Here is a 13,274-nt window from a genome sequence, read left to right on the forward strand (position 1 = left end):
CGCACTAACGCTCACCTGCTCTATCCCCACCCGTTCCGTCATATCCCCGCGGAATCCCGGAGCCCCCACATGAGCCTGTCCGTCTCTCGGCGCCTTGCTGCCGTGACCGCGTTCGCGGTCGCCGGCCTGTTCGCCTCCGCCGTCCCCGCCGCACTGGCCGCCCCCACGGCGGTCGCCGCGGCACCGACACCGCCCGACATACCGCTGGCCAACGTCAAGGCCCACCTGTCGCAGCTCTCGACCATCGCCGCCAACAACGGCGGCAACCGCGCCCATGGCCGGGCCGGCTACAAGGCCTCGATCGACTACGTGAAGGGCAAGCTCGACGCGGCCGGCTTCACGACCACCCTGCAGACCTTCACCTCCAGCGGCGCCACCGGCTACAACCTGATCGCCGACTGGCCGGGCGGCGACCCGAACTCCGTCCTGATGGCCGGTTCGCACCTGGACTCGGTGACCTCGGGTGCGGGCATCAACGACAACGGCTCCGGCAGCGCGGCCGTCCTGGAGACGGCCCTCGCCGTCTCCCGGGCCGGCCTGCAGCCCACCAAGCACCTGCGTTTCGGCTGGTGGGGCGCGGAGGAGCTGGGCCTGATCGGCTCGAAGTACTACGTCAACAACCTGCCGGCGGCCGAGAAGGCGAAGCTCTCCGGCTACCTGAACTTCGACATGATCGGTTCGCCGAACCCGGGCTACTTCGTCTACGACGACGACCCGACCATCGAGCAGACCTTCAAGAACTACTACGCGGGCCTCGGCGTCCCGACCGAGATCGAGACCGAGGGCGACGGCCGCTCCGACCACGCCCCCTTCAAGAACGCGGGCATCCCGGTCGGCGGCCTGTTCTCCGGCGCCGACTACACCAAGACGGCGGCGCAGGCGCAGAAGTGGGGCGGCACCTCCGGTCAGGCCTTCGACCGGTGCTACCACTCCTCCTGCGACAGCCTGACGAACATCAACGACACCGCCCTGGACCGCAACTCCGACGCCGTCGCCTACGCGATCTGGACGCTCGGGGCAGGCACTCCGGTCCCGCCGGGCCGGTCCTTCGAGAACACGGCGGACGTGAACATCCCGGACTCCCCCGCGGCGGCGGTGTCCTCGCCGATCACGGTCTCCGGTGTGACGGGCAACGCGCCGGCCACCACCAAGGTCGACGTGAACATCGTCCACACCTACCGCGGTGACCTGGTGGTCGACCTGGTCGCCCCCGACGGCTCCGTCTACAACCTGCACAACCGCAGTGGCGGCAGCGCCGACAACCTGGTGCAGACGTACACCGTCAACGCCTCCTCCGAGGTCGCCAACGGCGTCTGGAACCTCCGGGTGAAGGACTCGGCGGCGCAGGACGTCGGCTACATCAACAGCTGGAAGATCACCTTCTAGTCTTCCGGGACCTTCCGGCCCGACGGCCCACGGCTCCGGCACGATCCCCTCGGATCGGGCCGGAGCTCAGGCGTCCTCGGCGCGCGCCCGCGAGGACGCCTGGAGCGGCCCCTCGATGCGGGCGCGCAGCTCCTCGGCCACGGCCGCGATGTCCGCGCGACCCAGTTTCGCCGCCTCCACCAGGTCGCCGAGCTCCTCGGGCGAGGGCAGCTGCTTCGCCCCGGCCACCCGTAGGTACGAGCGGGTCGCGGCGGCCGCGTAGAACTCGTTCATCGGCGATTCCAGCGCCGGGCACACGGCGAGGGTGTGCAAAAACGCGGCGGCCCGCCACGCGGTGTCCGGGGCGGGCTGTTCGGGCACGAGGACGAGGTCGTTCTGGTGCCGGGCGACCGCGGCGGCCACCCCGGAGGGATCCCACACGGCGGGATCGGACGGGAGGTGGTGGGCCAGAGCCGTCCAGGCCCACTCCATGGTGATCTTCAATTGCCGAACCGTTGCTGGAAGTAGCTCCAGTGATCGGCGAACTCCTCTATGCCGGAGAGGAAGTTCTTCCGGTCTTCGTCGAGTTCGCGTTCCGTGACCTCGGTGATCAGCGCGGTGACCGTCGTCCCCAGTGCCGCCGCACGTGCCTTCAGGCGTTCGTGGAACTCTTCGTCCAGGCGGATGGTGACGTGTCTCGACATGTCCAACACCGTACAGCGGGTGTGCTGTACGGGGAGCCGGAATGCCGCAAGGGTGGGCAGGGACACAGTCCCCGCCCACCCTCGTGGTGGTCGGTCCGGCCGGCGACTACTTGTTGGCGTCGGCCGCCTTCACCAGCGCGTCCTTGGTGACCGCGCCGACGTAGACCTTGCCGTCGTCCGTGATCAGGGCGTTGACCAGGCGGGTCGACAGGACACGACCCTCACCGAACTTCCCGGTGACCTTGTCCCCGAGGGAGTCGAGGAACTGCTGGGCCTGCTTCGGGGCGTTCTTGTCGTTCTCCAGGTCCTTGAGGCTCCGGCCGGCGCCCGAGTCGATCCGGGCGACGGTGGACCAGCCCTCGCCGAGGACCTTCACGTCGCCCTTGCCGTTCGCGCCGCCGGTCAGACCACCGAGGCCCGGGAAGGACTCCAGCGCCTTCCAGTGCTCGTCCGCGCCGCCCTTGCCCGCCTCGTCCACGCCCTCGGTCACCTTGGCGCCCTTGGGCAGGGTGAAGGCGAAGGTGTCCGCGGCCGGCTTGGCGAAGTCCACCTTCGTGAAGCCGGCGTCCACGATGGGCTTGCCACCCTGGGCGGACAGCAGCTGCACGCGCAGCGGTACGCCGTTCTTGGCGTCCACCGCGATCTGGACGGAGCCGACCGTGGAGCCGCTCTGCTTCGGCTTCAGCACCAGCTGGTACGCGTCACGCCCGGCCACCTGCGCGGTGTCGCCGACGCTGACGTCCGTGGTGGGGCCGGCGGCCTTCAGGATCTCCTCGGCCAGCTTCTGCGGCGAGGCGGCGAGCCGCTCGCCGGTCTTGTGCTCCTTGCCGCCGTCCTTGCCCTTGCCGGCCTCGGCGTTCTTCTCGTGGAAGGCCTCGTTCGACTTGGAGTCGTAGCCCCACACGTCGTCACCGTTGTGGATGAGGCTGTACTCGTCCTTGCCGTCGAGGAAGGTCAGCCGCTGGCGGTCCGGGCCGTCGGCCGCGACGCGCAGGGTGTGGCTGCCGTTCGCCAGCTGGGCGACCTTGTCCTCCGGGTTGGCGGAGCCGCCCGCGATGCCCCCGCCGCCGAGCAGGCCGCTCGCGATCTTCGGCAGCCCCAGGTCGGTGGTGATCCGGGCGGTGCCGGACAGCTGCTGCACGTCCGAGGCCGCGACCTTCTCGATGAGCTGCTGCGCCGTCACCTTCGGCAGGTCGGGCCCGCCGGCGTTGGCGAAGGCCGGGACCATCGCAACGGTCGCCGCGGCCACGCCCGCCACCGCTACCGGTACGGCGTACCGGGCGGCCTTGCGGGAAGTCTTGGTGTTCGTTGCCATGTCAGTGCCCTGCCCTCTGTGTCGACTGCGGCGACCACCGTGTCGCCGCGCTCACCCGATCCGGTGGGGTTTGATGACTCCATCTGACCAAATCGGCGGCCCTGGGGCGTCAGTCCCCGGACGCAACTCGGCGTACGCCCGTGGGATGACATGGAAAGGGCCCTCCTCCCCCGACCCGTAGGGGTCGCCGGGGCGGAAGGGCCCGTTCCGAGTCGTGGCCGCTACCCGGCGCGGTGCACCACCGCGTCGCAGAGCTCTTCGAGTGCCGACTTGGCGAAGCACTCCGGGAGCGGGGCCAGCATGGCCCGCGCGTCCTCGGCGTACTGGATGGTGTCGCGGCGGGCCCGCTCCAGGGCCGGGTGCGCCCGCAGCCGGGTGAGCACCTCGGCGTGGCGCGCGTCGTCCGTCAGGTCGCCGTCCAGGAGTTCCACGAGCTCCAGGTCCGCCGGGTCGCCGCCCTGGGCCGCCATCTCGCGCAGCCGCAGCACGGGCAGGGTCGGGATGCCCTCGCGCAGGTCGGTGCCCGGGGTCTTGCCGGACTCGTGCGCGTCGGAGGCGATGTCCAGGACGTCGTCGGCGAGCTGGAAGGCGGTGCCGAGCCGCTCGCCGTACTGGGTCAGGATGTCGACGACGGACTCGTCGGCGCCGGACATGAGCGCGCCGAAACGGCCTGAGACCGCGATCAGCGAGCCGGTCTTGCCGGCGATGACGTCGAGGTAGTGGGCGACGGGGTCGCGGCCGTCGCGCGGTCCGGCCGTCTCCAGGATCTGGCCGGTCACCAGCCGCTCGAAGGCCTCGGCCTGGATGCGTACGGCCTCCGGCCCGAGGTCGGCCAGGATGTGCGAGGCGCGGGCGAACAGGAAGTCACCCGTGAGGACGGCCACCGAGTTGCCCCAACGGGCGTTGGCGCTCTCCACCCCGCGGCGGACGTCCGCCTCGTCCATGACGTCGTCGTGGTAGAGCGTCGCGAGGTGCGTGAGCTCGACCACGACGGCGGACGGCACGATGCCGGGCGCGTAGGGATCACCGAAACGGGACGCGAGCATCACCAGCAGCGGCCGGAACCGCTTGCCTCCGGCCCGGACCAGGTGCTGTGCGGCCTCGGTGATGAAGGGGACTTCGCTCTTGGTGGCTTCCAGCAGACCCGCCTCGACGGCGGCCAGTCCGGCCTGGACATCGGTCTCAAGAGCCTGGTCCCGCACGCTCAGTCCGAACGGCCCGACGACGGTCACGAGGGGTACTCCTGTCTGCTGACGATCACATGGATTGTCGATGTGTCGCTGCCATCACTCAAGCCAGCGTATCGGGTCTGTTTTCGATCACCGAGAGCGCCTTCCCGGCCACCTCCCGCGCACTGCCCGATACACGCCGGTATGTTCTGGAGAAGCCGAAACAACCGGAGAATACGCTTTGCCCAGAACTGCGACCGATATGGACGAACCCGCGGATCCGGAGGCCGACCGGCCACCGTCCCGGGACGACCATGCCTTCCTCGGCCACCCCCGGGGCCTCGCCACGCTCTCCGGACTGGAGGTCTGGGAGCGTTTTTCGTTCCTGGGCATGCAGGCCATCCTCATCGGCGGCCTACGGGACCATGGTCTACCTCGTCTCCGTCGCCGGCGGATGGCTCGCCGACCGCATCCTCGGTTCCTACCGGGCCGTGCTCTGGGGCGGCATCCTGATCGCCTGCGGCCACTACGCCATGGCCGTGCCGACGGCCACCATGACCTGGGTCGGCCTCGGCCTGATCAGCGCCGGCACCGGACTGCTCAAGCCGAACGTGGCCACCATGGTCGGCAAGCTCTACCGGACGGACGACGACCGGCGCGACGCGGGTTTCGCCCTCTACTACATGGCCATCAACATCGGCGCCTTCGCCGGACCGCTGGTCACCGGCTGGCTCGGGGAGCACCAGGGCTGGCACTGGGGCTTCTCCGCCGCCGCCGTCGGGATGACCGCGGGCCTGATCCAGTACGTCCTGGGCCGTCGCCATCTGGCCGGACGCAAGCACTCCGCCGAGTACGCCCTCGCCCCCGACGCGATGCGCCGCGCCGTGTGGTGGATCGTCGGCGGCGCGCTCGCCTGCGCCGCGCTCGCCACCGTTACGGCCCTCGTCGGGTGGCTGACCATGGACCGCTTCGTCGACCTGCTCACCCTCGTCTCGGTGATCGCCCCGATCGCCTACTTCGTGGTGATGTTCGGCAGTCCGCGGGTGACGCGGGAGGAGCGCGGACGACTGCGCCCGTACGTGGTCCTCTTCCTGGCCTCGGTCGCCTTCAACTTCATCCTCTTCCAGGCCTACTCGACGATGATGCTGCTGGCCTCCACCAACGCCGAGAGTACGATCCTCGGCTTCGACTTCCCGTCGAGCTGGTACGCCTCCGCGCTCGGCGCGTTCGAGGTGGCACTGGCCCCGGTCGTCGCCGCGCTGTGGACCCGGATGGGCCACCGCCAGCCCCACGCCTCCAACAAGATCGCCATCGGGGTGATCCTGGGTGGCCTGTCCTTCCTGCTGATGGTGATCCCGACCTCGGGGCACGACGGGGACGCGTACCGGATGGCCGCCTGGTGGATCGTCGGCTCGTACCTGTTGCTCGGCCTCGGCGACGTCCTGCTGGAGACCTCGGGCATGTCGGCCACCAGCAAGCTTGCCCCGCGGGCCTTCGGCAGCCAGACGATGGCGCTCTGGTTCCTCTCCCTCGCGCTGGCCAACGGCATCCAGGCGCAGGTGGTCAAGGTCTACGGCCAGGTGTCGAACCCGGTCTACTTCGGCCTCAACGGCGCCGTCGCGGTGGCGGCGGGTGTGGTCGTGATGGCGATGGCGCCGTGGCTGCGGCGCACCATGCACCCCGTCCGCTGATGCGGCCGGGGGCGGGGATCCGAGATACACGTCCGAGGCGATTGGCGGCTGAGACCAGATGATCATCCGTACCGACTTCCCGTACGGGACCACCCACGAGGATGTCCGGATCCCGCTGCCCGACGGCGTCGAGCTGTACGCGCGGATCTGGCGCCCGGTGACGGACGAGCCGGTCCCGGCCCTGCTGGAGTACCTCCCCTACCGGCTGACCGACTGGACCGCCGCGCGCGACGCGCAGCGCCACCCCTGGTACGCGGGCCACGGCTACGCCTCCGTACGGGTGGACGTGCGCGGGCACGGCTGCAGCGGCGGCCGGCCGGGCGACGAGTACGACGCCCGTGAGCTGGCTGACGGGGTCGCGGTGGTGGAGTGGCTGGCGGCGCAGCCGTGGTGCACGGGGTCGGTGGGGATGTTCGGCATCTCGTGGGGCGGATTCAACTCCCTCCAGATCGCCGCGATGGCCCCCGCGCCGCTGAAGGCGGTCGTCACCGTCTGCTCGACGGACGACCGGTACGACAACGACGTGCACTACATGGGCGGCTCGGTGCTCGCCGTGGACATGCACGCGTGGGCGGCGACCATGCTGGCCTTCGCCTCCCGGCCGCCGGACCCGGAGTTCGTCGGAGACGACTGGCGCCGGCAGTGGCTGGACCGGCTGGAGGCGCTGGAACCCCTCGTCCACACCTGGCTCTCCCACCAGACGCGCGATGCCTACTGGCGCCACGGCAGCGTCTGCGAGGACTACGCGGCCGTCCGCGCGGCCGTGCTCGCGGTCGGCGGCTGGCACGACCCGTACCGGGACACCGTGCTGCGGCTGACCGAACACCTGCCGGCCGCCCGCGTACGGGGCCTGATCGGGCCCTGGCCGCACCAGTACCCGGACCGCGGCCTGCCGCCGGGACCGGCGATCGGCTTCCTCCAGGAGACCCTGCGCTGGTGGGACCACTGGCTGAAGGGGGTGGACAACGGGGTGATGGACGAGCCGCTGCTGCGCGCCTGGATCAGCGACTCGCACCCGCCGGCGACGGTGTACGACGAGCTCCCGGGCCGCTGGGTCGGCGAGAGGTCCTGGCCCTCGGCGTCCGTCATCCCCGTCCCGTACGTGTTCCAGGGCGCGCCGGTGGCGGTGGCCTCCCCGCAGCACACCGGGCTGGACGCGGGCCGTTTCTTCCCCTTCGGCAACGAGGCCGATCTGCCGCCGGACCAGCGGGAGGAGGACGCGAAGTCGGCCTGCTTCGAGTTCCCGGTGGGGCGCGAGGAGCCGGTGGAGATCCTGGGGCGGCCGTCGGTGACCCTGCGGCTGCGGCTGGACGTGCCGTACGGGCAGGTGATCGCCCGGCTCTGCGACGTCGCCCCGGACGGCTCCTCGACGCTGGTCACGCGGGGCGCGCTGAACCTGTCCGCGCGCCGGGGCCGGGACCGGGCGCTGCCCTGGCCGGTGGGCTCGTACGAGGAGGTCACCTTCGAGCTGAACGGCATCGGCCACGCCTTCGCGCCGGGGCACCGGATCCGGCTCGCCGTGTCCTCCGCGTACTGGCCGTGGATCTGGCCGCGGGCCGGTTCCGAGGCCGGGTGGACCCTGGATCCGGCGGGCAGCGCGCTGACCCTGCCGGTGCGGGCCGGCTCGGCGGCGGACGGCGGGATCGTCTTCGAGGCCCCGGAGCAGGCGGAGCCGCTGGGGGTGGTCCTCCCGGCGACGCTGGACGAACCGCGCCCGGAACGGCTGGTCGTACGGGACGTGGCGCGCGGAAGGTGGCGGCTGGAGGTGGACCCGCGGTACGGGGGCACGCGGGTGTTCCCGGACGGGCTGGAGTACTTCGAGGACGCGGAGGAGGTGTACGAGATCCAGGAGGCGGACGCGCTGTCGGCGCGCACGTTCTCGCGGTGGCGCATCCGGCTGCACCGGCCGGAACTGGGCTGGGACGCGCGGGTGGAGACCCGGTCGGAGATCGTCTGCGACGAGGGCGGCTTCCTGACGTCGAACGAGGTGGTGTGCCGGGAGGGGGACGAGGTGGTCTTCCACCGGACGTGGGAGCGGAGGCTGCCGCGGGCGGCGGGCTGAGCGGAACCGCCCCGGCGGGCGGCCCCGGGCTCCGCCCCGGACCCCGCGCCTCGAACGCCGGCGGGGCTGAAATGCGCGGCCCCGCCCGAGAACGACCCCCGGCATGATCCGAAGGACAGGTCCTAGCCGAACAACCGCTCCAGGACCACCGCGATGCCGTCGGCCTCGTTCGAGAGGGTGATCTCGTCGGCCACCGCCACCAATTCGTGGTGGGAGTTGGCCATGGCCACCCCGTGCGCGGCCCACGCGAACATCGGGATGTCGTTCGGCATGTCCCCGAAGGCGATCGTCGCGGACGGGGAGACGCCGAGGATGTCCGCCGCCCGGGCGAGCCCGCTGGCCTTGTCGATGCCCGGCGGCTGGAGCTCCACCGTGTGCTCGCCCGCCATCGTGACGTTCACCAGGTGGCCGACGACCGAGCGCGCGACCCGGGTCAGCTCGTCGTCGTCCAGCTCCGGGTGCTGGAGCAGCACCTTGTTGATCGGCGCCGACCACAGGTCGCAGCGCCGCGGGACGCGGACCGTCGGCAGGTGGGGGTGCCACATGCGGTAGCCCGGCCCTATCAGCATCTCGGCGTCCAGGCCCTCCTGGTTGACCGCCGCGTAGACCTCACCGATCTCCGCCTCGATCTTGCCGAGGGCCACCTCGGCCAGCTCCCGGTCCATGGAGACGGCGTGCAGCAGGCGCCCGCGCGCCGCGTCGTACACCTGCGCGCCCTGGCCGCACACCGCGAGCCCCGTGTAGCCGAGCCGGTCCAGGACGTGTCGGACCTGGGGGACGGGGCGTCCGGTGACGATGATGTGTCGGGCGCCGGCCGCGCGGGCCGCCGCGAGCGCCTCGTACGAGCGGGCGGAGACGGTGTCCCCGGCTTGCAGCAGAGTCCCGTCCAGATCCGTGGCGATCAAGGCATAGGGAAGGGCCGGAGGCGGAGCGAAAGTCACGGCGCCTAGGATACGGACCCCTTTGGACAAGTCCTACAAATTGAGCCCGAATCCGGCCTCCCGCACGCCCCACCCGTCACTCGGCGCGCTCCAGCGTCGAGCGGGACAGGGGCGGGGCAGGGAAGTGCACAACCCCGACCGTAAGGCCCTCGATCGACAGCACGCACCAAAAGCTCAGATATGACCGGAACTGTGGATACCTGACCATGGGCGTCGACCTGGGGTGTGTTTCATCTCCGCACGGGTACCCGCGCTTTCCTGCGGGATCCTGAGTAGCGTGTCCCGCACCGTGTCTACCGGGACACCCCCGGACCGCGTCGAAAGCGAGGCAGTACCCCATGCCCCAGCAGAGCCCCCTCGATGTCCCCGAGGGCGACCCGTTCGGGCCGCACAACCTCCCCTACGGCGTCTTCTCGACGGCCGCGGAAGGGCGCCGCCGGATCGGTGTGCGTATCGGCGGACACGTGTTCGACGCGGGGGCGGCCGCGGCCGCACTCGGTTCCCCGTACGCCGGACTGCTCGGGCAGGCCTCCCTCAACCCGCTGCTGGCCGCCGGGCGCACCGCCTGGCGCGACGTCCGCCGCGCGCTGACCGCCTGGGTGACCGACCCCGGCCACCGCCCCACCGTCGAACCGCACCTGCTGCCGCTCGACGAGGTCACCCTGCACCTGCCGTACGAGGTCGCCGACTACGTCGACTTCTACGCGAGCGAGCACCACGCCACCAACGTCGGCAAGATGTTCCGCCCGGACGGCGACGCGCTGACCCCCAACTGGAAGCACCTGCCGATCGGTTACCACGGCCGCTCCGGCACCCTCGTGGTCTCCGGCACCGATGTCGTGCGCCCCTCCGGTCAGCGCAAGGCGCCCACCGACCCGGCGCCCGTCTTCGGCCCCTCCGTCAAGCTCGACATCGAGGCCGAGGTCGGCTTCGTCGTCGGCGCCCCCTCCGAGCTGGGCACCCCGGTGCCGCTGGGCGCGTTCGAGGACCACGTCTTCGGGCTGTTCCTGCTCAACGACTGGTCGGCGCGGGACATCCAGGCCTGGGAGTACGTGCCGCTCGGCCCGTTCCTCGGCAAGTCCTTCGCCACCTCCGTCTCCGCCTGGGTCACCCCGCTGGAGGCCCTGGACGCCGCCCGCGTGGCGCCGCCCGCCCGCGACTTCCCGCTCCTGCCGTACCTGGACGACGCCGCCCTCGACCGCCCCGGCGGCTTCGACCTGCGCATCACCGTCTCCATCAACGGGCAGGAGGTGGCACAGCCGCCGTTCGCCACCATGTACTGGACGGCCGCCCAGCAACTCGCCCACATGACCGTCAACGGCGCCTCCCTGCGCACCGGCGACGTCTTCGGCTCCGGCACCGTCAGCGGTCCCGAGGTCGACCAGCGCGGCTCGCTGCTGGAGCTGACCTGGAACGGCCGCGACGCCATCGAGCTCACCGACGGCAAGCGCACCTTCCTGGAGGACGGGGACACCGTCACCCTCACCGCCTGGGCCCCAGGCCCGGACGGCACCCGCGTCGGCCTCGGCGAGGTCGTCGGCCGCATCGTGGGATCGCGCTAGTCCGGCGCCGGCGGCAAACGCGGTCGGCGGGGTGGCGGATCTTCCCGCCGCCCCGCCGAAACCGCAGGTCATAGCCCTGCGCGAGCGCCTCTGAGTGGCGCGACACTGTGGCAACACCACCGGCGCCGGGCCGCCGGTACGTTCTCGGACTGCCGGCCGGGCCGCGGCCGTGGCGGCGCTCGGCGAGACGGTACCGGCCGGCGCGGGACCCGCGCCGGCCGCGCGGCTCGCGGACGCGGATCCCGCCGTGCGGGCGGCCGCCGCGGCCGCGCTCCGCGAGCTCCTGGAGGTCCTGCCGGGCGGGCCGGAGCTGGGCGCGGGACTGCGCGCCGCCCTCGCCGTGCCCGACGCCGCGGTGCGCTCCGCCGCGCTGGAGGCTCTGCGGGCGCTACGGCTCGGCGAGGCGGAGCTGTACGCCGCCTCGATGGCCGACGCCGACCCGGAGGTCCGCATCCACGCGGTGCGGGGGCTGGTCGCGGTGGACGCCGCCCGGGAGCTGGCCGCGGCCGCCGCCGACCCGGCCCGCGAGGTCCGGTTGGCGGTGGCCAAGGGGCCGGCCTCGGTGCACACCCCGGTACCGGCCCCGTTGGACCCGTTGCCGGCCGACCCGGACCCGCTCGTGCGGGGCGCGGCGCTGGCGGCCCTGGCCCGGACCGGCTGCCCGGACGCGTACGCCCGTACCGCGGTGGCGGCTCTGGCCGATGCCGCCTGGCAGGTCCGGGCGGGCGCGGCGACCGGGCTGTCGGCGGCCGGCGCGGAGGCGGCCGTACCGGCCCTGGCCGAAACCCTGGCCGATGCCAACGCCGACGTCCGCAAGGCCGCGGTACTGGCCCTGCCGGCCCACCGGGACACCGAGCAGGCCCGGGCGGCCCTCGCCACGGCGGTCTCGGACCCGGACGCGGACGTCCGCGCGTACGCCGGGCGTGCGGCCTGACCCTCACACGGCGTCAGGCGGCGGCCCGGGCCCCCCGTTCGGGGGCCCGCGGCGTGCAGGGCCCGCGGGGCGCGGGGATGGTGGACGAAAGCCCGTCGACGGCAGGAGTCCCCATGTCCCCCCATGTCCGCAAGGCCGCCCTCGTGATCACCGCCGCCGTGTCGCTGGGCCTGTCCGCCGTGGTCCCGGCGCACGGCGTGGAGGGGCCCGCGCCCGACCCGCGCGACGCGAAGGCCATGCGGGACATGGCGACGGCGATCGCGGTGACGGCCAAGTACGCGGACGAGCGCGCGGCCATCAAGGACGGGTACGTCCCGAAGGGGGAGGAGTGCATGACCAACCCGTTCGGGGTGGGCGCCATGAACTACCACTACGTCAAGCAGGCCAACTGGGGCTCGATGGACCCGGCCAGGCCGACCGCACTCCTCTACAGCAAGGACAAGGACCGCAACGGCCGCCGCAAGCTGGAGACGGTGGAGTGGATGTCCACCGACCGGGACCAGGACCTGAAGACCAGCGACGACCGGCCGAGCATGTTCGGGCTGCCCTTCGACGGGCCGATGCCGGGCCACTGGGCGGGCATGCCCAAGCACTACGACCTGCACATGTGGGCCTACAAGGAGAACCCGGCGGGCCGCTTCCACAACTGGAACCCGGCGCTGACCTGCCCGAAGAAGGCCCCCACCCCGGGCAAGCCGGCCGCGGCCCACGGGCACGGCCACTAGTCCGCGCGGCCCGTGTGGTCAAGTGACCCGAGCATATGACTCACCCAAAAGGACGGCTTCTACGGGAACCCCGGGCGATACGCTGGTCGGACTCGCGAGACTCCGCCCCATGGGAGCACTGATGAGCGTCGAACCCGCAGCACCGCCGCCTGCGCCGGAGCCGGGACCCCGCTGGCCCATCCCGCCCGCGGGCGGCTGGACGGCGGACGACCTGGACACGCTTCCGAATCTGCCTCCGCACACGGAGCTGATCGACGGGAGCCTGATCTTCGTGAGTCCGCAGAGCATCTTCCACGAGCGAGCGATCGACTTGTTCAAGTGGCAGTTGCGGTCGGCGGCCCCCGCCGACTTCGAGATCTTTCGCGAGTTCACGATCGACATCGACAAACGGAATCGGCCCGAGCCGGACGTGGTGGTCGTACGCACCGACGTCGTGGACGATCTGGAACAGACCCGGTTCCCTGCCGAGGCAGTGGTGCTGGCCATCGAGGTGGTCTCCCCCGACTCTGTCGGACGTGACCGCGAGACCAAGCCGTTGAAGTACGCCAGGGCCGGGATCGTCCACTTCTGGCGGGTCGAGAACAAGGACGGCCACGCTGTGGTCTACGTCTACGAGTTGGATCCCGCCACAGGCGCCTACGTCGCGACGGGGATCTTCCACGACCGGCTGAAGGTCTCTGTGCCTTTCACCATCGATATCGACCTCACGGCGATCACACCCCGGCACCGTCCGGCGAAGTAACCCGCACACGGCCAAGGGCCCGGCCCCCTGCAGGGGGCCGGGCCCTTCGCCGTGGCGCGGACCG

The 13,274-nt window shown here is 71.7% G+C and carries 10 protein-coding genes and 2 pseudogenes; 7 read left to right on the forward strand and 5 right to left on the reverse strand.

What is annotated here, in order from left to right; genetic code table 11:
- The first annotated feature begins 69 nt into the window (after positions 1-69).
- Positions 70-1,386: a M28 family metallopeptidase gene (locus tag ACGFYY_RS20240; protein ID WP_365276603.1), complete on the forward strand. Its 1,317-nt coding sequence runs from the start codon at positions 70-72 to the stop codon at positions 1,384-1,386.
- A 66-nt stretch (positions 1,387-1,452) separates the two neighbouring features.
- Here ACGFYY_RS20240 and ACGFYY_RS20245 read toward each other — a convergent pair whose 3' ends face one another.
- The 4 genes from ACGFYY_RS20245 to ACGFYY_RS20260 form a co-directional block, all read right to left on the reverse strand.
- Positions 1,453-1,869, reverse strand: a complete 417-nt coding sequence (locus ACGFYY_RS20245) for a hypothetical protein (protein ID WP_365276605.1) — start codon at positions 1,867-1,869, stop codon at positions 1,453-1,455.
- On the reverse strand, positions 1,866-2,069 hold the full coding sequence (locus tag ACGFYY_RS20250) for a ribbon-helix-helix domain-containing protein (protein WP_234314053.1): 204 nt from the start codon (positions 2,067-2,069) through the stop codon (positions 1,866-1,868). Before ACGFYY_RS20250 ends, ACGFYY_RS20245 begins: the two co-directional genes overlap by 4 nt.
- A gap of 106 nt (positions 2,070-2,175) precedes the next feature.
- On the reverse strand, positions 2,176-3,384 hold the full coding sequence (locus ACGFYY_RS20255) for an outer membrane lipoprotein carrier protein LolA (protein WP_393711009.1): 1,209 nt from the start codon (positions 3,382-3,384) through the stop codon (positions 2,176-2,178).
- A 221-nt stretch (positions 3,385-3,605) separates the two neighbouring features.
- Positions 3,606-4,616 (reverse strand): polyprenyl synthetase family protein, encoded by a 1,011-nt coding sequence (locus ACGFYY_RS20260; RefSeq protein WP_202200218.1) that lies wholly within the window; start codon positions 4,614-4,616, stop codon positions 3,606-3,608.
- A 199-nt stretch (positions 4,617-4,815) separates the two neighbouring features.
- Between ACGFYY_RS20260 and ACGFYY_RS20265 the strand changes: the two are divergent.
- Together ACGFYY_RS20265 and ACGFYY_RS20270 are read left to right on the forward strand one after the other, a co-directional pair.
- Positions 4,816-6,244 (forward strand): annotated as a pseudogene (locus ACGFYY_RS20265) (peptide MFS transporter).
- A gap of 58 nt (positions 6,245-6,302) precedes the next feature.
- Complete coding sequence (locus tag ACGFYY_RS20270; RefSeq protein WP_393711012.1) at positions 6,303-8,306, forward strand: CocE/NonD family hydrolase; 2,004 nt, start codon at positions 6,303-6,305, stop codon at positions 8,304-8,306.
- A gap of 122 nt (positions 8,307-8,428) precedes the next feature.
- Here ACGFYY_RS20270 and ACGFYY_RS20275 read toward each other — a convergent pair whose 3' ends face one another.
- A complete protein-coding gene (locus tag ACGFYY_RS20275; protein ID WP_393711014.1) occupies positions 8,429-9,247 on the reverse strand; it encodes a Cof-type HAD-IIB family hydrolase in 819 nt (272 codons plus the stop codon).
- A 338-nt stretch (positions 9,248-9,585) separates the two neighbouring features.
- Between ACGFYY_RS20275 and fahA the strand changes: the two genes are divergently transcribed.
- The 4 genes and pseudogenes from fahA to ACGFYY_RS20295 all read left to right on the forward strand — a co-directional run bounded on the left by fahA (position 9,586) and on the right by ACGFYY_RS20295 (position 13,210).
- The gene (fahA, locus tag ACGFYY_RS20280) at positions 9,586-10,809 is read left to right on the forward strand and encodes a fumarylacetoacetase (protein ID WP_393711016.1); all 1,224 of its coding nucleotides are present in this window, start codon (positions 9,586-9,588) and stop codon (positions 10,807-10,809) included.
- A gap of 151 nt (positions 10,810-10,960) precedes the next feature.
- A pseudogene (locus tag ACGFYY_RS20285) lies at positions 10,961-11,743 on the forward strand (HEAT repeat domain-containing protein); the annotation flags it as partial.
- A 113-nt stretch (positions 11,744-11,856) separates the two neighbouring features.
- Entirely contained in the window at positions 11,857-12,468 is a 612-nt protein-coding gene (locus ACGFYY_RS20290; RefSeq protein ID WP_393711018.1) for a hypothetical protein, read from the forward strand.
- Positions 12,469-12,589: 121 nt separating this feature from the next.
- Positions 12,590-13,210: a Uma2 family endonuclease gene (locus ACGFYY_RS20295; protein ID WP_150262020.1), complete on the forward strand. Its 621-nt coding sequence runs from the start codon at positions 12,590-12,592 to the stop codon at positions 13,208-13,210.
- Positions 13,211-13,274 lie beyond the last annotated feature (64 nt).

This window comes from Streptomyces sp. NPDC048331 (assembly GCF_043201215.1).
In the GTDB taxonomy this organism is placed as follows: Bacteria; Actinomycetota; Actinomycetes; order Streptomycetales; family Streptomycetaceae; genus Streptomyces.

Coding starts and splice junctions, on each gene's coding strand:
- ACGFYY_RS20295 (WP_150262020.1), top strand. CDS start 12,590: ATGAGCGTCGAACCCGCAGCACCGCCGCCTGCGCCGGAGCCGGGACCC.
- ACGFYY_RS20290 (WP_393711018.1), top strand. CDS start 11,857: ATGTCCCCCCATGTCCGCAAGGCCGCCCTCGTGATCACCGCCGCCGTG.
- fahA (WP_393711016.1), top strand. CDS start 9,586: ATGCCCCAGCAGAGCCCCCTCGATGTCCCCGAGGGCGACCCGTTCGGG.
- ACGFYY_RS20240 (WP_365276603.1), top strand. CDS start 70: ATGAGCCTGTCCGTCTCTCGGCGCCTTGCTGCCGTGACCGCGTTCGCG.
- ACGFYY_RS20250 (WP_234314053.1), bottom strand. CDS start 2,069: ATGTCGAGACACGTCACCATCCGCCTGGACGAAGAGTTCCACGAACGC.
- ACGFYY_RS20270 (WP_393711012.1), top strand. CDS start 6,303: ATGATCATCCGTACCGACTTCCCGTACGGGACCACCCACGAGGATGTC.
- ACGFYY_RS20255 (WP_393711009.1), bottom strand. CDS start 3,384: ATGGCAACGAACACCAAGACTTCCCGCAAGGCCGCCCGGTACGCCGTA.